This is a genomic window from Saccharothrix carnea (assembly GCF_003014735.1).
Taxonomy (GTDB): Bacteria; Actinomycetota; Actinomycetes; order Mycobacteriales; family Pseudonocardiaceae; genus Actinosynnema; species Actinosynnema carneum.
In genome coordinates, this window is record NZ_PYAX01000004.1 from 362,503 (window position 1) to 382,459 (window position 19,957).

The following is a 19,957-nucleotide window of genomic DNA, read 5'->3' on the forward strand; positions in this document are numbered from 1 at the left end:
CACCTCATCGTGACCCGGCCGGCCCGCCACGTCCACTTAGGATGATCAACAAAAGCCGACCGTGCACATCATCCACGCGATAGTGTGATTTCCCGCTGACGGTAAGGAAATTCTGAGCCGTTATCGGAATCACCGTTACCGTTCACCGCAGGGCGTCCGCGATCGCGGCGACGCCGTCGACGATGTCGGTCGGCGCGCTCGCGCCGTAGCCGAGGACCAGCCCCGGTCGGCCGGGCCGCTGCCGGTGCCACGACAAGGGCTGCGCCTTCACACCGCGGGCGAGGGCCGCGGCGGCGAGGTCGGTGTCGGACACGCCGTCGTCGAAGGTGATCAGCAGGTGCAGCCCGGCGGCGGCGCCGTGCACGACCGCGCCGGGCAGGTGCCGCCCGATCGCCGCGATCATGGCGTCGCGCCTGCGCGGGCCGGCCGCGCTGCTGAACGCGAGCACGCCCGCGTTCCAGGCCCTCAAGCACCTCGGCGTCGCCTACCTCTTCTACCTGGCGTGGACTCGGCACGATGCCGGCGTTCGCCTGAGGACGACCCGTCCGGCGAGGACGCTTTTCAAGCTTCTGATCTCTTCGCGCCTACACGCTCCGAACACACACCAGGACACGCGCGCAGCCGGACGGACTACTAGGCTCCCCGCATGGCCAGGTACTTCGACGTGCACCCGGTGAACCCGCAGCGCAGGTCCATCGACCAAGCGGTGGAGCTGATCAAGTCGGACGGCCTGATCGCCTACCCGACCGACTCCTGCTACGCGCTGGGCTGCCGACTGGGCAACAAAGCGGGCCTGGACCGGATCCGGCAGATCCGGCACTTGGACGACCGGCACCACTTCACGCTCATGTGCCGCGACTTCTCCCAGCTCGGGCAGTTCGTGCACGTGGACAACGCGGTCTTCCGGGCCATCAAGGCGGCCACCCCGGGCAGCTACACGTTCATCCTCCCGGCGACCACCGAGGTGCCGCGCCGGTTGATGCACGCGAAGAAGAAGACCGTGGGCGCGCGCATCCCCGACCACCCGGTGGCGCAGGCGCTGCTGGCGCAGCTCGGCGAGCCGCTGCTGTCCAGCACGCTGCTCCTGCCCGACCAGGACGAGCCGCTGGTCCACGGCTGGGACATCAAGGAACGGCTGGACCACGTGGTCGACGCGGTGCTGGACGCGGGTGACTGCGGAACCGTGCCGACGACCGTGGTCGACTTCTCCCAGGGCGAGCCGGAGGTCGTCCGGCACGGCGCGGGCGACCCGTCCCGGTTCGAGTAGCGCCCCGCGACGTCGGGCAGAGTCCACGAACCTCGAGCACATCCAGCGAACGGCTCAGTGGCGTTGCGCCACCCAGGGCTATGGGAGCGTTCCCAGAGCCGATAGCTTCCTGCTGCCCCCTCAGCGCAGAAGGAGCTACCCGTGCGGAAACGGTTGTCCACGGCGGTCCTCGCCGCCCTGCTGTCGGTCGTCGCCCTCCCGGTCGCGGACGCCGCCGGTCCGAACCATGATCACCGGCTCAAGACGTGCGAGCGGGCCGGCCTGCTGTTCTGCGAGGACTTCCAGCACGTGCCCACGGGCGCGGGCACCAGCCTCAAGTGGGGCGTGGACACCCGCAACGGCTCGCTGGAGGTCGAACGCGACCGGCGCGGCCAGAAGGTGCTGCACGTGCGCGCCGAGGGCAACGGCCGGGCGTTCCTCAAGGTCGACGACTTCGCCGCGCCGGGCAACAGCTTCTACGGCCGGGTCCGGGTGCGCGTCGAGGCGTTCCCGGACGCGCCGGACTGGGCGCACTACACGTTGATCGAGGCCACGGGCAGCGGCCCGGAGGTGGTGCGCCCGCTCGGCGGCCAGTACGTGCCCACGCTGGACAAGGCGTTGTGGGGCGTCGGCGCGGACGGCGGCCCGACCGGCGACTGGACGAACTGGCGCGAGTCGGCGCCGTCGAAGGCCGGCGTGTGGCAGTGCGTCGAGTGGCGGATGGACGCCTCCGACAACCGGATCACGCTGTGGTTCGACGGCAAGCCGAACCCGGACCTGACCGTCTCGACCCGCGAGCACGGCGGCAACCAGGTCGACTTCCTGTTCCCCGAGTTCGACACGGTCAAGCTGGGCTGGCAGCTCTACCAGCCCAACGAGGGCAGCTACGACATCTGGCTGGACGACATCGCGCTCGGCACCGACCGCATCGGCTGCTAGAGCCGGAGGAAAACCAGGCGCGGGACGGGCGGTGGCGCTGCTAGCGTCGCCGCCATGTCCTCGTCGTCGCCGGTCATGGCGCCCCGCCACGCGGGGCGGCCGACGCTGCACGGATGACGAGTCCGAGGCCCCCGTCCCAGGGGGTCTCGGCCGGAGCCCCCGCACCAGGAGGTTCCGATGTCGCGCTACTACGTGACCACCACCATCCCGTACGTCAACGCGCGCCCGCACCTGGGGCACGCGCTGGAGTTCGTGCAGGCCGATGTGCTGGCCCGGCACCACCGCCAGCGCGGCGACCGGGTGCGGTTCCTGACCGGGACCGACGACAACTCGCTGAAGAACGTGCTGGCCGCGCGGGCGGAAGGCCTGTCCACCGATGAGCTGGTCGACCGCAACGCGGCGGCGTTCGCCGGTTTGCGCGAGCCGCTGGCGTTGTCGTTCACCGATTTCCTCCGCACGAGCCGTGACGCCAGGCACCGCGCCGGTGTCGAACGGCTGTGGCGGGCGTGCGCGCACGACCTCTACCGCAAGCACTACGAGGGCCTGTACTGCGTCGGCTGCGAGCAGTTCTACACACCGGCCGAGCTGGTGGGCGGCAAGTGCCCCGAGCACGACGTCGAGCCTCAGCAGGTGTCCGAGGAGAACTGGTTCTTCCGCCTCTCCCGCTACACCGACCGGCTCCGCGACCTGATCACCGACGGCACGGTCCGGATCGAGCCCGCCGCCCGCCGCAACGAGGTGCTGGCGTTCCTCGCCGCCGGGCTGCGCGACTTCTCCATCTCCCGCTCACGTGCCCGCGCGCACGGCTGGGGCATCCCCGTGCCCGGCGACCCGGACCAGGTCGTCTACGTGTGGTGGGACGCGCTGGGCAACTACATCACCAGCCTCGGCTACGGCGCGGACGGCTCGAACTACCGCCGCTGGTGGGTGGAGGGCGACCGGCGCGTGCACGTGATCGGCAAGGGCGTGGTCCGCTTCCACGCCGTGTACTGGCTGGGGATGCTGCTGTCCGCCGGCGAGCCGCTGCCGACCGACATCCTGGTGCACGACTACCTCACCACCGATGGCCGCAAGATCAGCAAGTCGACCGGCGACGTGGTCGACCCGGTGGCGCTGTCGGACCGGTACGGCGCCGACGCCGTGCGGTGGTGGCTGCTGCGGGACGTGCCGCGCGTCGGCGACGCGGACTTCACCGAGGCACGCCTGGTCGCCCGCGCGAACGAGGACCTGGCCAACGGCCTGGGCAACCTGGTCAACCGGGTCACCGTCATGGTCCACCGCTACCGCGAGGGCCGACCGCCTGTCGGTGCCGCACCGGATCCCGGGGCCGAGCCGCTGGCGCGGGCGTGCCGGAACGCGCCGGACCTGGTGCACGCCGCCATCGCCGACTTCGACTTCCGGCGGGCGACGGCGGCGGTGTGGCGGATCGTGGAGGAGGCCAACCGCTACGTGGAGCGGGTGCGCCCGTGGGACCTGGCCCGTGCCGAACGGGGCGGCGAGGTCACGGCGGGACGGCGGCTCGACTCGGCCATCACGGCGCTGCTGACCGCGTGCCGCGTCCTGTCCACCGAGCTGACCCCGTTCCTGCCGACGTTGGCCACGCGGATCTCCGAGCAGTGCGTGACGCTGACGGGTCAGCTCCCCCAGCCGCAACCGCTGTTCCCGAGGCTGTGACCGCGGATCCGCCGGGTGGTGCGCCGGCGGATCCGCGGTGGCGCCTACCTGGGCAGGTAGGCGCGGTGCGAGCGGGAGAACTCGAAACCGTTGTAGCGGTCCCAGTTGACCGACCACGTCATCAGGCCGCGCAGGTTCGGGTAGACGGCCTTCGGCTTGTAGGTGCCGCAGTTCGCGCCCTTCATCAGGCAGTCCAGCGACTTGTGCACCTCGGCGACGGACGTGAACCCGTTGCCCGCGTTGATGCTCGCGGGCAGGCCGATGGCCACCTGGTCCTGCCGCAGGCCCGGGAACACCTTCGTCGCGTCACCGCGCACGGGGAACCCGGCCAGCACCATGTCCGCCATGGAGACGTGGAAATCATGCCCGCCCATGAAGTGGTACTGGTTGTCCAGGCCCATGATCGGCCCGGAGTTGTAGTGCTGGACGTGCAGCAGCGTGAGGTCGTCGCGCAGCGCGTGGATCACCGGCAGGTACGCGCCCGCCCGCGGGTCGGCGCCGCCACCACCGCCGTAGTGCTGGTAGCCGACCTGCACGAAGAACGTCTCCGGGGCCATGGTGAGCACGAACTTCGCGCCGTAGCGGGCTTTCAGCGTCTTCAACGCCTGGATGAGGTTGACGATCACCGGCGAGGTCGGCGCGCGGAAGTCGGTGTCGCCCGCGTTGAGGGACAGCGAGTGGCCCTCGAAGTCGACGTCCAGGCCGTCCAGGCCGTACTTGTCGATGATCGCCGACGCGGAGCGGACGAACGCGTCGCGCGCGGCCGTGGTGGACAGCTGCACCTGGCCGTTCGCGCCGCCGATGGAGATCAGCACCTTCTTGCCCTTGGCCTGCTTGTCCCGGATGCCCGCGATGAACTCGGCCTCGGATTCGACGTTCGGGCACTCGGCGACGGGGCACTGGGCGAAGCGGAGGTCGCCGGAGGTGGCGGAGGTCGGTTCGGCGAACGACAGGTTGACGATGTCCCAGTCGTCGGAGACGTCCTTCATCCGGATGTACCCGGAGCCGTTGGCGAAGCTCGCGTGCAGGTAGCCGACCAGGACCCGCTTCGGCAGGCCGGTGACCGGTGGCGTGGTGGTGGTCGTAGTAGTCGTGGTTGTCGTAGTAGTGGTGGTCGTGGTGGTTGTCGTCGTGGTCGGTGAACCGGCGCACGACGCACCGTTGATCTTGCAGTTGGCCGGGCTCGCGGTGCCCGCGGCGTTGAAGCCGAACGTCACCGTGGCACCGGGAGCGACGCTGCCGTTGTACTCGCGGTGGGTGAACGTGTAGTGCCCGGACGAGTTGGTCTGCAACGCGTCCCAGTAGGCGCCGACCGTCGTCCCGGCGGGCAGGTCGAACTCGACCTTCCACCCGGAGAGGGTCGCGCTGGTCTCGTTCTTGATCGAGAACTGCGCGGTGTAGCCGGTGTCCCAGCTCGACGACTTGGTGAACGTGGCGGTGACCGACGCGGCGTACGCGGGCGCGAAGCCGACCGCCGCCGCCGCGACCACCAACGCCCCCACCGCGGCCACCCTGGCGAACAGGACTCTTCGCGACATACGTCTCCTCCCAGCGGTGGCGGCCTCCAGGTGTGGGGAAATTGGACTAGACCACCATCGGTCTGTCAAGGCCACGTCGCGAGTGGTTGACCGAACGGCCCAGCGGGTACCTCGAACCGGCGTTCGAGGGAAGGAGAGGCACGTGGACCGCAACCCGGAGAAGGACCCCCAGGACTGGACGACCGGCGACGAGCCGATGACCGGGCCGCAGGAGTCCTACCTGCGCACGTTGGCGCAGGAGGCGGGCGAAGAGGTGCCGGAACGGCTGACCAAGGTCGAGGCCTCGCAGCTGATCGACCGGCTGCAGGAGAAAACAGGCCGGGGTCGGTGACGGTGATGACGCAGCGCGGCTCGCGGGGCTGATGACGCGGGTGCGGCACGCCGTCGCCGACGTGCCGCACGCGGTCAGTTGTCGTCTTCCTGCTCGCCGTCCTGCTCGTCCTGCTGCTCGACGCCCGGCTGGTTGTCGTTGTCACCGTCGCCCTCGTTCTCACACCCGGCGCCGAGGGTGAGGAACAGCGCCGCACCGCTGACCAGCACGGCGAGTGACTTCTTCAGCACGTTCGGTTCCATGCCGTCCCGGTACCCCGAACGGGCCGGCGCCAACCGGAGCAGCCCGCGTGTCCGGCTTCGGACCCCGACTCCGGACAACAGGACACGTTGTCCGGACGTTGTCCGGAGGATGAACGCCGGTCACGAAAACTCTCCTGTCCGGAGGGATCGCCGGTTACCGTGCGCAGGTGCAGATCCCGTGGCGAGCCGCACCGCGCGCGGCCCTGTCGAGTCCGCTGACGTTGCTGGTCAGCGTGGTCACCGCGCTGTTGTTGAGCTTCGTGGTGGCCGCCGCCGTGCTGCACTCGGCCGCCTCCGGCAGCGCCGCGGTCGACTACCAGCGGGAGCGGCTGTGCGAGGAGGCGTTGCACCCGTCGCTGGAGGCCACCGGCATCCCGCACGAGCACGTCGCCGGCAAGATCCAGGCGGTCAGGGAGGCGGTGCCGCACCATGAACCGCTGATCGGCACCTACGTCCGCGAGCAGCGCGCCGACTTCGGCGGCCTGCCGACCGAGGCCAAGTTCGGCTACCGGCCCGGCGCCACCGACCACCTCCAGGTGCTCGAAGGCGGCGCCAAGGACGGCCTGTGGGTGCCGAAGAGCATCGCCGACACCATCGGCCTGGAGCTGGGCGGGCGCGGGATGGGCGGCAGGCTGCCACCGGTGACCGCGATCTACGCCGACCAGATCGACCCGCTGCCCGAGTGGTGGTGCTCCGAACGCCACTTCGTCATACCCAACGTGCTCGACCGCGACGAGCTGGCGACCGGCGTGGTGTGGATGCCCAGCGCGGAGTCGTTCGCCGCGCTGCCGCCCGAGATCGCCGGCGTGACCGACATGAGCGTGCGGTTCCCGGCCGACGTGCCGCGCACGGTGGACGAGGCCGCGGCCCTGCTCGCCGAGGGCACCGCGCGCGTCGCCCCGCTCACCGGCGACTACAACCGGGTGGTCTCGCCGCTGGTCCTGCCGGTGGAGAACGCCAGGCAGACCGTGGCGAACGTGCGCTCCGCCGTCCTCGGCCTCACCCTGATCAGCCTGCTCATCGGCTTGGCGGGCGTCGCCACGGTGACCGTGCAGTGGGCGCAGCGGCGCCAGTCGGAGCTGCGGCTGCTGTGGGTGCGCGGCGCCGGGCCGCTCGCGCTCGGCGGCCGTGGCGTGCTGGAACTGGGCCTGCCGCTGGTGGTCGGCGGCGCGCTCGGGTTCGGCACGGCCCGCTTGCTGCTGCCCGTTTACGCACCTTCGGAGGTGCTGCCGCCGGGCACCACCACGACGGCGGCGGTGGCCGTGGTGGTGGTCGTGGTGCTGAGCCTCGTGGTCACGCTCGCCACCGGAGCGTCGCGCACCCACCGGATGTTCCAGGTCGCGGGCCGAGGCAACCGGCTGCGCAAGGTGCTCACCGCCGTGCCGTGGGAGCTGGCCACCACCGGGCTGGCGGTGTGGGCGTGGGACCGGGTGCAGCACAGCGGCCTGTCCACCACCACGAAGGTCGGCGCCCTGCCGCGCATCGACGCCGCCGCGCTGGCGTTCCCGTTGCTGGTCGTGCTCACCGCGGCACTGGTGACGGCACGCCTGGCGCGGTGGGCGCTGGCCGCGTCGCACCGGGCGGAGCTGTGGTCGACGCCGGCCGCGCAGCTGGCGATCCGGCGGCTCGCGGCGGGCGCCGGGCCGGTGACCGGTGTGCTGCTGGTGGGTGTGCTGGCGGTCGGCACCATGGCGGTCGGCACCGCCATCGCCGGGTCGCAGGAGACCGCGTTGGAGGTGAAGTCCGGCATGTACACGGGTGCGAACAGCTACGCCCAGATCCCGTCGGAGGTCACCGAGCTGCCGGCGGCGTTGCGCGGGAACTCCACCATCGTGGGTTTCGTCAAGCAGTACGACCGCACGGCGCTGGTGGTCGACCCGAGGACGTTCCGCGACGGCGCGTTCCCGTTCGAGATCGACCCGGCGCTGCTGGACGAGCCGCTGCGGGTGGGCAACGTGCCGCGCCGCGAGGTGCGACTGCCCGGGTTGCCGCCGATCGCGCCGACCGCCTGGGTGCCGACGTTCCCGAAGCTGGGCACGGCGGGCTGGGTGGTGCCGGTCGACCGGATCTCCGACCGCGACGAGGTCGGCTCCTGGTACGTGTGGTCGAGCAGGCCGTTGGCCGAGGTGACCGCGGCCCTGTCGGCGGACGGCGTGAAGCTGTCGCGCAACCTCGACGAGAAGAGCAGGGCCGTGCAGGGCCTGCCGTTCCTGACGATCCAGTGGACGTTCGGGTTCGTCACGGCGCTGGGCGCGGTGCTGGCGGTGGTGGCGTCGATCGCGCTGCTGCTGGCGGTCGAGGTGCGGCGGCGGCAGAACGCGCTGTCCGGCGCGTTCAGCACCCGGATGGGCCTGCTCCCGGCCGCGATGCTGCGCAGCCACCTGCTGGAACTGGGCGCGGTGGCGGGTGCGGCGGTGCTGGTCGGCCTGGCCGCGAGCGCGGTCAGCAGCGGCTTCACCGTGCCGAAGCTGGATCCCGCGCCACGGCTCACCCCGGGCCCGCAGGTGCCCGACGTCCTGCCGCTGCTGGTGACGACGGCGGTGGGGAGCGTGCTGGTGGTGCTGGTGGCGGCGTGGATCGCGGTGCGCGCGGTGCGTTCGGCGAAGATCGGAGAGCTGATCCGTGGGTGAGCACGTGTTGCGGCTGCGCGAGGTGGGCGTGGACTACCGCACCCCCGCCGGTGCGGTGACCGCGGTGTCGGACGTGTCGCTGGACGTGCCCGCGACGGGGTTGACGGTGCTGGCCGGGCCGTCCGGGTCGGGCAAGTCGACGTTGCTGCGGGTGTTGAGCCTGGTGGAACGGCCCACGCGCGGCGGGGTGGAGCTGCGTGGGATGGGCACGGCGCGGTTGTCGTCCGGTGCGCGGCGCAAGCTGCGGCGGCGCGATATCGCCCTGGTGCTGCAGAACCCGGCGGACAACCTGATCGGTCACCTGGACGTGGGCGACAACCTGCGGGCGGCGGCGCAGGCGGCGGGTCGGGTCGCGCGGGTGGACGAGCTGCTGGCGCAGTTGGGGCTGCCGGGCACGGCCGGGTGGAAGGTGTCGGCGATGTCGGGTGGGCAGCAGCAGCGGCTGTCGTTCGGGTGCGCGTTGGCGCGCGAGGCGACGGTCGTGCTGGCGGACGAGCCCACCTCGCAGCTGGACACGTCGTCGGCGGACCTGGTGCTGGAAACGTTGGCCGACCTGGCGCGGCGGGGCGTGCCGGTCGTGGTGGCCTCGCACGACCCCAGGCTGATCGCGCTGGCGGACACGAGGTTCGACCTGCGGAACGGGGCGTTGGCGGCATGACGGACGTGGACGGCAGGGCGGACCTCGACGGCGTGACCGGCGTCGACGGCATGACGGCGTTGCGGGCGAAGGGGATCGAGCGGACGTTCCGGCACGCGAGCGGGCCGGTGCACGTGCTGCGCGGGGTCGACCTGGAGGTGGCGGCCGGTGAGCTGGTGACGTTGTCCGGACCGTCCGGGTCGGGCAAGAGCGCGCTGCTCGCGGTGCTGGCGGGGTTCGACCGGGCGGACTCGGGCGCGGTGGAGATGGCGGGCGAGGTGCTGACGTCGCCGCCGTCGTGGCGGGTGTGCGCGTTGCTGCCGCAGGCGTTGGGGCTGGCCGGTGAGCTGACGCTGGCGGAGAACGTGGCGCTGCCGATCCGGCTCGGCCGCACCGGCGGTTCCCTCGACCGGGTGACCGCGCTGCTGGACGAGCTGGGCATCGGCGAGCTGGCGCGGCGGTACCCGGCCGAGGTGTCGTTCGGGCAGCAGCAGCGGGCCGCGCTGGCCCGGGCCGTGGTCGGCGAGCCGAAGGTGCTGCTGGCCGACGAGCCGACCGCGCACCTCGACCAGCGCAGCGCGCCCACGGCGGTGCGGGTGCTGCGGCGGGCTGCCGACGCCGGTGCGGCGGTGCTGGTCGCCACGCACCACGACGAGGTGCACCGGGCGGCGGACCGCACGCTGGTGCTCAGCGGCGGGCGGATCTCCGTAGGATAGGCGTCGATGTCGCGCCGATCCGTGTCCGTTGCCCTGGTCTTCCCGTTGCTCGCCCTGTTGCTGCTGGTCAGCGACTCGCCGTACCCGGCGCTGCCGGGGCCGAAGCGGGACGCGCCGCGGGCCGTCGTGGCGCTCGGCGACAGCACCATGGCCGGTGAGGGCGCCGGGTCCTACGAGCCGGGCACCAACGGCGAGAACGGCAACTGGTGCCACCGGTCGACGAAGGCGTCGGTGCACCACACGCGCGTCGAGGGCGTGGACCGGGTGTTCAACCTGGCCTGTTCCGGCGCGAACGCCGAGCAGGTCGGCCTCACCGACCAGGTGCGCAACACCGAGGGCTCGCAGGCCAGGCAGCTGGCCGCGATCGCGCGCGAGTACCGGGTGTCGGTGGTCGTGGTGGCGGTCGGCGCGAACGACGACCCGAGGTTCGCCGACGTGCTCGGGGCGTGCCTGCGGGCGTGGATCGAGCGCCGCGTGGACTGCGCGAAGGCCATGGCCGACGAGTGGAAGGCCCGGGTCGAGCGGATGACGCCGAAGGTGGAGCGCGCGCTGCGCGACGTCCGCCGGGTATTGCAGGACGAGGGCTACACGCCCCGCTCGTACACGTTGGTGCTGCAGTCCTACGCCGCGCCGGTCGCGCCGGGTCTGCCGTTCGACCTGCAGAACCTGGCCGGCTGTCCGCTGCGCACCGGTGACCTGCAGTGGGTGCGGGACGAGGCGGTCGAGCAGCTGTCGGAGGGCTTGCGGACGGCGGCGAAGGCGGCGGAGGCGCGGTTCCTCGACCTGTCGAAGGCGGGTGAGAAGCGCGAGGCGTGCACGGGTGGCGACGAGATGGACCAGGAGTGGTTCACCCGGCTCACGATCGACTTCGACGGCCTGCGGGACGAGGCACGGGCCCGGCACGCGTTGCAGGAGTCGTTCCACCCCAACGACCGGGGTTACGAGCAGTTCGGCCGGTGCATGTCGGAGTTCCTGGCCACGACGGCGCGGGAGGCGTCGTGCGTCGCCGGCGAGGACGGCAACCTCACCGCGGTGGAGGCGGAGGACTGACCAGCGCCGCGATGTCGGCCGCGGTCCAGTACGGGGTTCGGCGGGCGAGGTAGGCGGCGATCCGCTCGGCGGTCCAGCCGTGCGACTCGGCGAGGCCGGTCGCGAGCATGGTCAGGTAGTTGGCCGAGGGCTTGGTGTGCTCGACGTCGGCCGCGCTCCACGGTGCGGTGAACGTGAGCGCGGGGTGGCCGTCGTGCTCGCCGAGGTGGAGCAGCGTTTCGTAGCGGCCGGGCCCGAGGGCGTGCCTGCCGTCCGCCATCACCACGGTCAGGTCGAGGTCGGTGCCCGGTTCGCGGTACATCTCCTGGGCGGCGACGTCGGCGAACTGCGCCGTGGTGACCAGGTAGGCGCGGGCGGCGGTGGTGCCGGGCAGGTCGGGGTCGTAGAACGCGCGCCCGCCGAGCCAGACGGGCGACTCGGTGGCGAAGTAGATCCCGCCGGGCACCTCCACCGGCCTGGTCGCCAGGGGCGGGCTGGTGTCGCGGCAGCCCGGGTAGCCGCGCGTGGCGCCGACCGGCGTGCCACCGGTGAGGTAGCAGGCGAACCGCTCGGCGCGCATGTTCGACCCGTAGCTGACGTACCAGACCAACCGGCGCGACATGGCCGCGCCCTCACAGGCAGTGGCGGCAGGCGCGCGCGGTCGGGTGCTCGTGCTCCAGCTCGGTGCGGGTGCCGACGACCTTGACGTAGCTGCCGACCCACGTGGTGCCGCGGGCCGGTGTGCCGTTGATCGTGTGGCAGGAGGCGCGGTGGAGCATGAGGTTGTCCGGGTTCAGGCTGCGCTCGGCGTTGATGACGTACTGGTCCTGGTTGAGTGCCAGCCAGTGCTCGTAGGCGCCGCTGTCCTCCGTGAACCTCTGCATCCGGCCATCATGCGCCGTCGCCCCGCCACCGGCTGTCCGCCATCCGGTGCCACTCGTCCTCCAGGATCGCGTAGATCAACTCCTCGCCCCAGTCGCCCTTGAAGACCTCGTTGTGGCGGAAGTGGGCTTCGCGGCGCATGCCGAGCCGTTCCATCACCCGCCACGACGGCTCGTTGAACGCGTCGCAGGACGCGACGATCCGGTGCAGGCCGAGGTGCGTGAAGCCGAGGTCGAGCATGGCGGCGGCGGCTTCGGTGGCGTAGCCGTGGCCGTGGTGGTCGGGGTGGAAGATGTAGCCGACCTCGCCCTGCCGGTGTGCCTCGCTGAGCCACTTGAGCACGGCTTCGCCGATGACCACGCCGTCCTTCTCCACCGCGAGCGCCAGGTGGTCGCCCTCCTTCTCCGGCCACGTCACCGACGCCTTGAGGGCCAGGCTGCCGGTGGTCTCCTCGGGGGTGCGGGCCTCGCCGTAGAGGTAGCGGACGACGTCCGGGCGCGACTGCCACGAGTGCAGCGCGGCGAAGTCGTCGGGCGTGAACGGCCGCAGGGTCAGCCGCCGGGTCCGGATGGGGTAGTCGGGCTTGGTCACGCCGGTCAATCTACGAAAACCCGGCCAGGACGTCGCGTCGGTTTTGCCGCCCGTTCCCGCGCTGTCGAGCGTCACCTCACAGGTCCGCCAGGGCCTTGATCGGCGATTCCACGCAGTCGGCGACGAAGCGCAGGAACCCGCCCGCCGTGCCGCCGTCGCACACCCGGTGGTCGAAGGCGAGCGTCAGCTGGGCGACCTTGCGCACGGCGAGTTGACCGTCCACCGCCCACGGCCGGTCGATGATGCGGCCGAGGCCCAGGATCGCGGCTTCCGGGTGGTTGATGATGGCGGCCGAGCCGTCCACGCCGAACACGCCGTAGTTGTTCACGGTGAACGTGCCGCCGGTCATCGCGGCGGGCGTGAGCTTGCCTTCCCGTGCCGACGCGGTGTGCGCGGCGATGGCGGCGGCGAGTTCGGTGGTGGTGAGGGACTGGGCGTCCCGCACGACCGGCACCACCAGGCCGCGTTCGGTCTGGGCGGCGAAGCCGAGGTGCACCTGGTCGAGGACGACGACCTCGTCACCCTCGACCCGGGAGTTCAGCTCGGGGAACTTCTTCAGGCCCAGCACGGTGAAGCGGGCCAGCAGGGCGAGCAGCGACACGGTCGGCAGCGCGGCCCGTGCGGCGAGGAAGTCGGTGGCGTCGACGTCGACCCAGACAGTCGCCTCGGGGATCTCGCGGCGTGAGGTGGCGAGCTTCTCGGCGACCGCGCCGCGCAGGCCGCGCAACGGGATGCGTCGCCCGGCGGATTCCGTCGAGAGGGGCGTGGCGCGGGCGGCCAGTTCGCGTTCCACGTCGGCGCGCCGGATGACGCCGCCGGGTCCGGTGCCCTCGATCCGGTCGAGCGCGAGGCCGTTCTCCCGGGCCAGTTGCCGCACCAGCGGCGAGATCACGGCGGGTGCGGTCGCGGGCGGCGGGGCGGGAACGGTCGCCGGCTCGGGCGTGCCGAGTGTTGAATTCGGGTGTTCCGAACGTTGGACACTCGCGTGCTGAGCGTTGGACTCTCGGCGTCGGCGGCGGCGCGGGGTCTCGGAGGTGCCGTAGCCGATCAGGACGTTGCCGCTGCCCGACTGCTCGGGCTCGCCGACCGTCAGCAGCACGGATCCCACGGCCAGCTTCTCCCCCGGCTCGCCGAACCGCGCGCTCACCACGCCCTCGTACGGGCAAGGCACCTCGACCACGGCCTTCGCCGTCTCGACCTCGACCACGGGCTGGTCGATCGACACCTCGTCGCCGACCGACACCAGCCAGCCGACGATCTCGCCCTCGGTCAGCCCCTCGCCCAGGTCGGGCAGCCGGAAGTCAGGCACGGTAGCTCCCCACGACCTCGTCGTCCCACTGCAGCCGGGCGACGGCGTCCAGGATGCGGTCCACGCTCGGCAGGTGGTGCTCCTCCAGTTTCGGCGGCGGGTAGGGGATGTCGAACCCGGTCACCCGCAGCACGGGCGCGTGCAGGTGGTGGAAGCAGCGCTCGGTCACCCGCGCCACGACCTCCGCGCCGTACCCGCCGAACCCGGACGCCTCGTGCACGACCACCGCGCGCCCGGTCTTCACCACCGAAGCGCACACCGTCTCGTCGTCGAACGGCGACAACGACCGCAGGTCCACGACCTCGACGTCCCAGCCCTCCTCCGCGGCGGCCTCGGCCGTCTCCAGCGCCGTCGCCACCATCGGCCCGTACGCGATGAGCGTGACGTCCCGCCCGGTGCGCCGCACCAGCGCCCGGTCGAACCCGATCGGCTCATCCGAGAGCGCGCCCTTGGCCCAGTACCGCCGCTTCGGCTCCAGGAAGATCACCGGATCCGGTGAGGCGATCGAGTCGCGCAGCAGCCGGTAGGCGTCGTCGGGCGTGCCCGGCGTGACGACCCGCAGCCCCGGCGTGTGCGTGTAGTAGGCCTCCGACGAATCGCAGTGGTGCTCGACGCCACCGATGCCGCCGCCGTAGGGCACCCGGATCACCACCGGCAGCTCCACCCGGCCGCGCGTGCGGTTGCGCAGCTTGGCCAGGTGACTGGTGATCTGCTCGAACGCCGGGTAGGCGAACGCGTCGAACTGCATCTCCACCACGGGCCGCAGGCCGTTCATCGCCATGCCGATGGCGGTGCCGACGATGCCGGACTCGGCCAGCGGCGTGTCGAACACCCGCTGCTCGCCGAACCGCTCGGCCAGCCCGTCCGTCACCCGGAACACGCCGCCGAGCGGGCCGACGTCCTCGCCGAACACCAGCACGGTCGGGTCGTCGGCCAACGCGTCGCCCAACGCCCGGTTCAGCGCGCCTGCCAAGGAAACCTGCGTGGTCATGCCAGTTCCTCCCGCAGCGCCGCGGCCTGCTCCCGCAGGTGCCGGGGCGTGGTCGCGTAGACGTGCTCGAACAGGTCGTCGGGTGACGGCACGACGTCGACGTTCAGCTTCGCCCGCACGGATGCCGCGAACTCCTCCGCCTCGGCCGCCACCGCCGCGCGGCGGGCGTTGTCCAGCAGGCCCCGTGCCGTCAGGTAGGCCTCCAACCGGTCCACCGGGTCGCGGTCCAGCCACGCGGCGACCTCGTCGGACGTGCGGTAGCGGGTGGCGTCGTCGGCGTTGGTGTGCGCCTCGATCCGGTAGGTCAGCGCCTCGATCAACGTCGGGCCGCCCGACTCCAGCGCCTCGCGCACCACCGCGTACACGGCGGCCACGTCGTTGCCGTCCACCAGCACGGACGGCACGCCGTACCCGATGCCCTTGTGCGCCAACGACGGCGCGGCGTTCTGCTTGGACATGGGCACGCTGATCGCGTAGCCGTTGTTCTGCACCAGGAACACCACCGGCGCCTGCCACACACCGGCGAAGTTCAGCGCCTCGTGCGTGTCGCCCTCGGACGTGGCACCGTCGCCGAGCAGCACCAGCGCCGCGGTGTCCTCGCCCTTGAGCCGGGCCGCGTGCGCGAAGCCGACCGCGTGCAGCGTGTTGGTGGCCAGCGGCGTGCACTGCGGGCCGACGCGGTGCTCGTACGGGTCGTAGCCGAGGTGCCAGCCGCCTTGCAGCAGGGTCAGCGTCTCGGCCGGGTCGACGCCCCGGGTGACCAGGGCGACGGAGTCGCGGTAGGTCGGGAACAGCCAGTCGGCGGGGCGCAGCGCGAGCACCGAGCCGACCTCGCACGCCTCCTGGCCGCGTGAGGACGGGTAGACCGCGAGCCTGCCCTGCTTGGTCAGCGCGGTGGCCTGGGTGTCGAAGCGGCGGCCGACGACCATCCGGCGGTGCAGCTCGACCAGCACGTCGTCGTCGGGCATGGACAGCGGCGAGTCGTCCACCGGCGTGCCGTCCTTGCGCAGCAGCGACAGCGGTTCGTCGCTGGGCAGCAACGTCCGCTCGGGCGCGCGGGTGCGGGCCATGGGCTCCTCCGGGTGGCTCGGCGTCTCAACGGGCGAGATGGAGGGCATGGTCCAGCTCACAGCGGCCAAAGTTCCAGATCCAGGCCCCCAATCCGGACGAATGGCCACGCAGACGGGTTATCGTCGGCCACATGACGGCTCGGGCTGGACATTCGGCACCGCTGGACGCGCTCGACCGGCGCATCGTGGAGGAGTTGCGCGCGGACGGGCGGCTGTCGATGCGGTCGCTGGCGGAGAAGCTGCACATCTCGCGGGCGAGCGCGTACTCGCGCGTGGAGCGGCTGCACCGCGACGGCGTGATCACCGGGTACTCGGCGGTGGTCGACCCGGAGCGCTACGGCTTCGGCATCTCCGCCTACGTCTACCTCAAGATCAGCCAGCACTCGTGGAAGGCGGTGCGGCAGCGGGTGGTGGAGATCCCGGAGGTGTGGCACGGCGCGCTGGTGTCCGGTGACTACGACCTGGTGCTGCTGGTGCGGGCGCCGGACGCGCACAGCCTGCGCGACCTGGTGCTGTCCCGGTTGCAGACGATGCCGGACGTGACGTCGAGCCACACCGTGCTGATCCTGGACGAGCTGCCGGCGGGCGGGCACGACCGCGACGGTCACCAGCCGAAGTTCTGAGTCCAGTACCACCCGTAGGAACCACCGCGCGCCAAGCCGACGCCCAACGCCTTCAGCTTGCAGTTGAGGATGTTGGCGCGGTGGCCCGGCGAGTCCATCCAGCCCTTGACCACGGCCTCGGCGGTGCGCTGACCGGCGGCGATGTTCTCCGCGCCGGGCGCGGGGTAGCCGGCGGCCTTGACCCGGTCGACGAAGCTGCGGCCGTCCTTCGAGACGTGGTCGAAGTAGTTCTGCGCGGCCATGTCGGCACTGTGGGCGCGGGCGGCGGCGGCCAGCCGGTCGTCGGCGGCCAGCGCGGGGCAGCCGTGCGCGGCGCGTTCGCCGTTGGTCAGCTCGACCACCTTCGCCTCGGCCAGCTCGACCTCGGTCTTGGTCGGCGTGGCGGGCGGCGCGGGCGGCACCGCCCGCACCTGCGTCTGCTTCGGCGGTTCGGTGGTGGTCGTCGTGGTGATCGCGGTCGTGGTGGTGACCGGCGGTTCGGTCGTCGTGGTGCCGGAGGCGGCCGAGGAGGTGCCGGGGTCCGACGACGGTGTCGCGGTGGTCGGCTGGGCGGCGGGCGGCTCGGGCGTGGTGCGCAGCGTGGCGGTCGCGCCGGCCGTGATCAGGGCCATCCCGTCCGGGTGCTCGCAACCGGCCAGGGCCAGCCCGGCGAGGACGACTGCGACCGGCAGCACACTGCTCTTGCGCGACACGCGGAAAACCTCAATCTGCATTCGGCGGTATTTCGGGCGCGGCGACCGCTGGTGCGCTTCTTCGCAGGGTAAGCGCACGCGGTCGCCGCACCGAAGGGAGAATCGGGTGGGCCGGGCAAGGGGGAGAGCGCTGGCCGACCCCGATTCCAGGAATAACTTTATCCGCGACCGCAGAACTGTCAACAACTATTTATTTAAGGAACATTTAAAGGTCGCATCAGGTGCGGAAAAGGGATCCCGGGTCAGACTGGCTCTTCCGCGCGGCCCAGCCGGAGCTGGACCCGCGTGCCGCCCAACGGCCCCCGGTCGACCACGAGCGAGCCGCCGGTGGACTCCGCGGCCCGGCGGGCGATGTCCAGGCCGAGGCCGGTCGAGCCCGCGCCGCTGCTCCCCCGCCGCACCGCCGCCTCCAGGTCGTCGATGCCCGGCCCGGCGTCCTCGATCACGATGACCACGCGGTCGGGCTGGTGGAACAGCGCGACGACGAACCCGACGCCCTCGGGGGTGTGCCGGAAGACGTTGCCCAGCACGGCGTCCATCGCGGCGGCGAGGTCGCTGCGGGTGAGCGGCACCAGGGCGCGGCGCTCGGTGCCGCGCAGGTTCCACAGCCGCTGCTGGTCGTCGGCGAGGGCGGACCAGAACACCAGCCGGTCGTGCACGACCTGCGCGGCGTCGCACCGGCCGCCGTCCGGGTCGTCCAGCTCGCGGCGGGCGGCCCGGATGAGTTCGTTCACCTCGCGTTCGAGCGCGTGCACGGCCTGCCGGACGCGGTTGGCGTTGGGGTCCTGCCCGAGCGTTTCCGAATCGAGCCGCAACGCGGTGAGCGGGGTGCGCAGCCGGTGCGACAGGTCGGCCAGGATTTCGCGTTCGTTCGCGACCAGTTGGCCCATCCGATCGGCCATCCGGTTGAACGCGGTACCCGCGTCGAGCAATTCCGGCGGTCCGCTCGGCGTGACCCGGGTGGTGAGATCGCCCTGGCCCATTTTCCGGGCGCCTTCGGCGAGGGCGGCGGAGGCTTTGACGACCCGGGCGCCGAGGCGGTCCGCGACCAGCACCGAGCCGAGCACCAGCACGACGGCGACACCGCTGAGCGCGAGCCAGGCCTTCTCGACGTTGCGGGACAGCTCGGCGCGCGGCACGAACGCCTCGACCACGGCGACCCGACCCTCGGCCAGCAGCACGGGCTGCAGGTGCACGACACCGGCCGGGATCTCCTCGGTCGACGCGCGGCCCAGCTCGCGGGCCGTCCGGAGCTGCTCGTCGGTGGCCACCGGCACGCCGACCACCTCGCCGCTCGCCAGGTGCACCGCGACGCGGCCGGCGGTGCTGGTCAGGGCCTGGCTCACCGACGCCGGGTCGGAGGTGATCACCAGCACCGGGGTGAGCGCGCCGGCGAGGCGTTCGGCGTCGGCCAGCGCGCGGTCCTCGGCGAGCTGGCGCACCACCAGGGCGAGCGGGATGAGGAACGCCAGCGCGACCATCGAGGTGACGGCCAGCGAGACCAGGGCGAGCGACTTCCTCACTCGGCCGCCGTGAGCTTGAACCCGACACCGCGCACGGTGTGCAGGTAGCGGGGTTGGGCGGCGCGTTCGCCGAGCTTGCGGCGCAGCCAGGACAGGTGCACGTCCAGCGTCTGGTCGTCGTGCCTGCCGGGCAGGTTCCACAGGTTGGCCAGCAGCTCGGCGCGCGGCACGACCTTGCCCTCGCGGGCGGCCAGGTAGGCGAGCAGGTCGAACTCCTTGCGGGTGAGGTTGAGCTCGCGGCCGTCGAGGCGGGCTTCGCGGCGGTCCGGGTCGACGGTGAGGCGGCCGATCCGGAACGTGGCGGGCGCGGCGTCCTTGCGGGCCCGGCGCAGGACGGCGGACAGGCGTGCCGCGAGGTGCTCGCTGGAGAACGGCTTGACCAGGTAGTCGTCGGCGCCCGCGTTGAGCAGCCGGACGATCTCGGCCTCGTCGTCGCGGGCGGTGGCGACGATGACCGGCACGTCGCACACGCCGCGCATCATGCGCAGGGCGTCCGCGCCGTCCATGTCGGGCAGGCCGAGGTCGAGCACCACGAGGTCGAACGCGCCGGCGGTGATCTCCCGCAACGCCTCCAACGCCGTGCCGACGGGCAGCACCGCGTGCCCGAGCCCGGTCAGCGCCCGGCTCACCGCCGACCGCACCACCGGATCGTCCTCGACGAGCAGCACCGAGACCATGGCGCGCACCGTAACGCCAACGGGTGACGGGCAGGGTTACCGCTCCCCCGTCACCGCCTGGTCCCGCTCGGGCAGGAACAGGCCGTCCAGCAGCACGGGGATCGCGCGCCGCGGGTCGGGCGACCGGTCGACGGCCGCCTGGAGCATCGTCAGCACGACCAGCACGTCGTTGAGCACGACGTCGTGGCGGAGGTAGCCGGCCGCCTGGGAGCGGTCGAACGGGCCGCGCAAGGCGTCCAGCAGCCGGCGCGCGTGCCCGCGCTGGTCGGGCTCGGGGAACCGGCGCAGCTCGTCCACCAGCGGGCGCATCGACACCTGGTAGGCCATCACCGCGTGGAGCAGCGCGCGGAACGCGGCGGGGTCGTCGGCGTTGGCCTCGGCGGCGTCCGCGAGCAGGCCCAAGTGCTTGCGCGCCAACGTGAGCAACAGGGCGCGGCGGTCGGGGAAGTGCCGGTAGACCGTCGCCTGGCCCAGGCCCGTCAGGCGGGCGATCCGCGCCGGTGACGGCGTCGTGCCGCCGGCCACCAGTTCCTCGGCGGCGCGGAGGATCGACGCCCGGTTCCTCAGGGCGTCGCTGCGGCGCGGAACGGTCATGGCGGCCACCCCGGCGAAGCAGT

Annotated in this window: 21 protein-coding genes and 1 pseudogene; 9 read left to right on the top strand and 13 right to left on the bottom strand. The window is 72.1% G+C overall.

Going from position 1 to position 19,957, the window contains the following annotated elements; genetic code table 11:
- Positions 1–142: 142 nt before the first annotated feature.
- Positions 143–418, bottom strand: a pseudogene (locus B0I31_RS13330) (MocR-like pyridoxine biosynthesis transcription factor PdxR); the annotation flags it as partial.
- Between the two features lie 228 nt (positions 419–646).
- On the opposite strand from B0I31_RS13330, the gene B0I31_RS13335 reads away from it, so the two are divergent.
- From B0I31_RS13335 to metG, 3 genes are all read left to right on the top strand, one after another.
- Positions 647–1,267 carry an L-threonylcarbamoyladenylate synthase gene (locus tag B0I31_RS13335; RefSeq protein ID WP_106615668.1) on the top strand — a complete coding sequence of 207 codons (621 nt, stop codon included), beginning with the start codon at positions 647–649 and terminating at the stop codon, positions 1,265–1,267.
- A gap of 141 nt (positions 1,268–1,408) precedes the next feature.
- The gene (locus B0I31_RS13340) at positions 1,409–2,185 is read left to right on the top strand and encodes a hypothetical protein (protein ID WP_219910694.1); all 777 of its coding nucleotides are present in this window, start codon (positions 1,409–1,411) and stop codon (positions 2,183–2,185) included.
- A 177-nt stretch (positions 2,186–2,362) separates the two neighbouring features.
- Positions 2,363–3,859, top strand: a complete 1,497-nt coding sequence (gene metG, locus B0I31_RS13345; protein WP_106615669.1) for a methionine--tRNA ligase — start codon at positions 2,363–2,365, stop codon at positions 3,857–3,859.
- A 44-nt stretch (positions 3,860–3,903) separates the two neighbouring features.
- Here the strand turns inward: metG and B0I31_RS13350 are convergent, their stop codons facing one another.
- Entirely contained in the window at positions 3,904–5,397 is a 1,494-nt protein-coding gene (locus tag B0I31_RS13350; protein WP_106615670.1) for a chitinase, read from the bottom strand.
- Positions 5,398–5,539: 142 nt separating this feature from the next.
- Between B0I31_RS13350 and B0I31_RS13355 the strand changes: the two genes are divergently transcribed.
- Entirely contained in the window at positions 5,540–5,728 is a 189-nt protein-coding gene (locus tag B0I31_RS13355) for a DUF3072 domain-containing protein (RefSeq protein ID WP_106615671.1), read from the top strand.
- A 74-nt stretch (positions 5,729–5,802) separates the two neighbouring features.
- On the opposite strand, the gene B0I31_RS40600 is transcribed toward B0I31_RS13355, so the two are convergent.
- Complete coding sequence (locus B0I31_RS40600) at positions 5,803–5,970, bottom strand: hypothetical protein (RefSeq protein ID WP_181320144.1); 168 nt, start codon at positions 5,968–5,970, stop codon at positions 5,803–5,805.
- A 167-nt stretch (positions 5,971–6,137) separates the two neighbouring features.
- Between B0I31_RS40600 and B0I31_RS13360 the strand changes: the two genes are divergently transcribed.
- The 4 genes from B0I31_RS13360 to B0I31_RS13375 are packed head-to-tail and all read left to right on the top strand — an operon-like array spanning position 6,138 to position 11,003.
- A complete protein-coding gene (locus B0I31_RS13360) occupies positions 6,138–8,600 on the top strand; it encodes a permease (protein WP_106615672.1) in 2,463 nt (820 codons plus the stop codon).
- Positions 8,593–9,258: an ABC transporter ATP-binding protein gene (locus B0I31_RS13365; protein WP_245949864.1), complete on the top strand. Its 666-nt coding sequence runs from the start codon at positions 8,593–8,595 to the stop codon at positions 9,256–9,258. The genes B0I31_RS13360 and B0I31_RS13365 overlap by 8 nt, the downstream gene beginning before the upstream one ends.
- 50 nt (positions 9,259–9,308) lie before the next feature.
- Positions 9,309–9,953 carry an ABC transporter ATP-binding protein gene (locus tag B0I31_RS13370; protein ID WP_106615937.1) on the top strand — a complete coding sequence of 215 codons (645 nt, stop codon included), beginning with the start codon at positions 9,309–9,311 and terminating at the stop codon, positions 9,951–9,953.
- 6 nt (positions 9,954–9,959) lie between these two features.
- A complete protein-coding gene (locus tag B0I31_RS13375) occupies positions 9,960–11,003 on the top strand; it encodes a GDSL-type esterase/lipase family protein (protein WP_106615673.1) in 1,044 nt (347 codons plus the stop codon).
- Here B0I31_RS13375 and B0I31_RS13380 read toward each other — a convergent pair.
- The 6 genes from B0I31_RS13380 to pdhA all read right to left on the bottom strand — a co-directional run bounded on the left by B0I31_RS13380 (position 10,978) and on the right by pdhA (position 15,825).
- Positions 10,978–11,604 (bottom strand): histone deacetylase, encoded by a 627-nt coding sequence (locus B0I31_RS13380; protein ID WP_106615674.1) that lies wholly within the window; start codon positions 11,602–11,604, stop codon positions 10,978–10,980. The two genes, B0I31_RS13375 and B0I31_RS13380, sit on opposite strands and share 26 nt — an antisense overlap.
- Positions 11,605–11,614: 10 nt before the next feature.
- Entirely contained in the window at positions 11,615–11,866 is a 252-nt protein-coding gene (locus B0I31_RS13385) for a hypothetical protein (protein WP_106615675.1), read from the bottom strand.
- A 7-nt stretch (positions 11,867–11,873) separates the two neighbouring features.
- Positions 11,874–12,455 carry a GNAT family N-acetyltransferase gene (locus B0I31_RS13390; RefSeq protein WP_181320145.1) on the bottom strand — a complete coding sequence of 194 codons (582 nt, stop codon included), beginning with the start codon at positions 12,453–12,455 and terminating at the stop codon, positions 11,874–11,876.
- Positions 12,456–12,531: 76 nt separating this feature from the next.
- Entirely contained in the window at positions 12,532–13,764 is a 1,233-nt protein-coding gene (locus B0I31_RS13395) for a dihydrolipoamide acetyltransferase family protein (RefSeq protein WP_106615677.1), read from the bottom strand.
- Positions 13,757–14,755, bottom strand: a complete 999-nt coding sequence (locus tag B0I31_RS13400; RefSeq protein WP_106615678.1) for an alpha-ketoacid dehydrogenase subunit beta — start codon at positions 14,753–14,755, stop codon at positions 13,757–13,759. The genes B0I31_RS13395 and B0I31_RS13400 overlap by 8 nt, the downstream gene beginning before the upstream one ends.
- On the bottom strand, positions 14,752–15,825 hold the full coding sequence (gene pdhA / locus B0I31_RS13405) for a pyruvate dehydrogenase (acetyl-transferring) E1 component subunit alpha (RefSeq protein ID WP_106615679.1): 1,074 nt from the start codon (positions 15,823–15,825) through the stop codon (positions 14,752–14,754). Before pdhA ends, B0I31_RS13400 begins: the two co-directional genes overlap by 4 nt.
- Before the next feature lie 131 nt (positions 15,826–15,956).
- Here pdhA and B0I31_RS13410 point away from each other — a divergent pair, with 131 nt between their 5' ends.
- Complete coding sequence (locus tag B0I31_RS13410; RefSeq protein WP_106615680.1) at positions 15,957–16,448, top strand: Lrp/AsnC family transcriptional regulator; 492 nt, start codon at positions 15,957–15,959, stop codon at positions 16,446–16,448.
- Here the strand turns inward: B0I31_RS13410 and B0I31_RS13415 are convergent.
- The 4 genes from B0I31_RS13415 to B0I31_RS13430 all read right to left on the bottom strand — a co-directional run bounded on the left by B0I31_RS13415 (position 16,430) and on the right by B0I31_RS13430 (position 19,934).
- Positions 16,430–17,140: a CAP domain-containing protein gene (locus tag B0I31_RS13415; RefSeq protein WP_106615681.1), complete on the bottom strand. Its 711-nt coding sequence runs from the start codon at positions 17,138–17,140 to the stop codon at positions 16,430–16,432. The two genes, B0I31_RS13410 and B0I31_RS13415, sit on opposite strands and share 19 nt — an antisense overlap.
- Positions 17,141–17,382: 242 nt before the next feature.
- Positions 17,383–18,663, bottom strand: coding sequence for a HAMP domain-containing sensor histidine kinase (locus B0I31_RS13420; RefSeq protein ID WP_106615682.1), 1,281 nt, complete (start codon positions 18,661–18,663; stop codon positions 17,383–17,385).
- Positions 18,660–19,340: a response regulator transcription factor gene (locus B0I31_RS13425; RefSeq protein ID WP_073899299.1), complete on the bottom strand. Its 681-nt coding sequence runs from the start codon at positions 19,338–19,340 to the stop codon at positions 18,660–18,662. The genes B0I31_RS13420 and B0I31_RS13425 overlap by 4 nt, the downstream gene beginning before the upstream one ends.
- Positions 19,341–19,376: 36 nt before the next feature.
- A complete protein-coding gene (locus tag B0I31_RS13430) occupies positions 19,377–19,934 on the bottom strand; it encodes a TetR/AcrR family transcriptional regulator (RefSeq protein WP_146173833.1) in 558 nt (185 codons plus the stop codon).
- Positions 19,935–19,957: the final 23 nt, after the last annotated feature.

What these genes read in the sequence shown, in the direction of transcription:
- B0I31_RS13370 (WP_106615937.1), top strand. Translation starts at nt 9,309, where the DNA reads ATGACGGCGTTGCGGGCGAAGGGGATCGAGCGGACGTTCCGGCACGCG.
- metG (WP_106615669.1), top strand. Translation starts at nt 2,363, where the DNA reads ATGTCGCGCTACTACGTGACCACCACCATCCCGTACGTCAACGCGCGC.
- B0I31_RS13410 (WP_106615680.1), top strand. Translation starts at nt 15,957, where the DNA reads ATGACGGCTCGGGCTGGACATTCGGCACCGCTGGACGCGCTCGACCGG.
- B0I31_RS13425 (WP_073899299.1), bottom strand. Translation starts at nt 19,340, where the DNA reads ATGGTCTCGGTGCTGCTCGTCGAGGACGATCCGGTGGTGCGGTCGGCG.
- B0I31_RS13385 (WP_106615675.1), bottom strand. Translation starts at nt 11,866, where the DNA reads ATGCAGAGGTTCACGGAGGACAGCGGCGCCTACGAGCACTGGCTGGCA.
- B0I31_RS13380 (WP_106615674.1), bottom strand. Translation starts at nt 11,604, where the DNA reads ATGTCGCGCCGGTTGGTCTGGTACGTCAGCTACGGGTCGAACATGCGC.
- B0I31_RS40600 (WP_181320144.1), bottom strand. Translation starts at nt 5,970, where the DNA reads ATGGAACCGAACGTGCTGAAGAAGTCACTCGCCGTGCTGGTCAGCGGT.
- B0I31_RS13430 (WP_146173833.1), bottom strand. Translation starts at nt 19,934, where the DNA reads ATGACCGTTCCGCGCCGCAGCGACGCCCTGAGGAACCGGGCGTCGATC.
- pdhA (WP_106615679.1), bottom strand. Translation starts at nt 15,825, where the DNA reads ATGGCCCGCACCCGCGCGCCCGAGCGGACGTTGCTGCCCAGCGACGAA.
- B0I31_RS13335 (WP_106615668.1), top strand. Translation starts at nt 647, where the DNA reads ATGGCCAGGTACTTCGACGTGCACCCGGTGAACCCGCAGCGCAGGTCC.
- B0I31_RS13400 (WP_106615678.1), bottom strand. Translation starts at nt 14,755, where the DNA reads ATGACCACGCAGGTTTCCTTGGCAGGCGCGCTGAACCGGGCGTTGGGC.
- B0I31_RS13350 (WP_106615670.1), bottom strand. Translation starts at nt 5,397, where the DNA reads ATGTCGCGAAGAGTCCTGTTCGCCAGGGTGGCCGCGGTGGGGGCGTTG.
- B0I31_RS13375 (WP_106615673.1), top strand. Translation starts at nt 9,960, where the DNA reads ATGTCGCGCCGATCCGTGTCCGTTGCCCTGGTCTTCCCGTTGCTCGCC.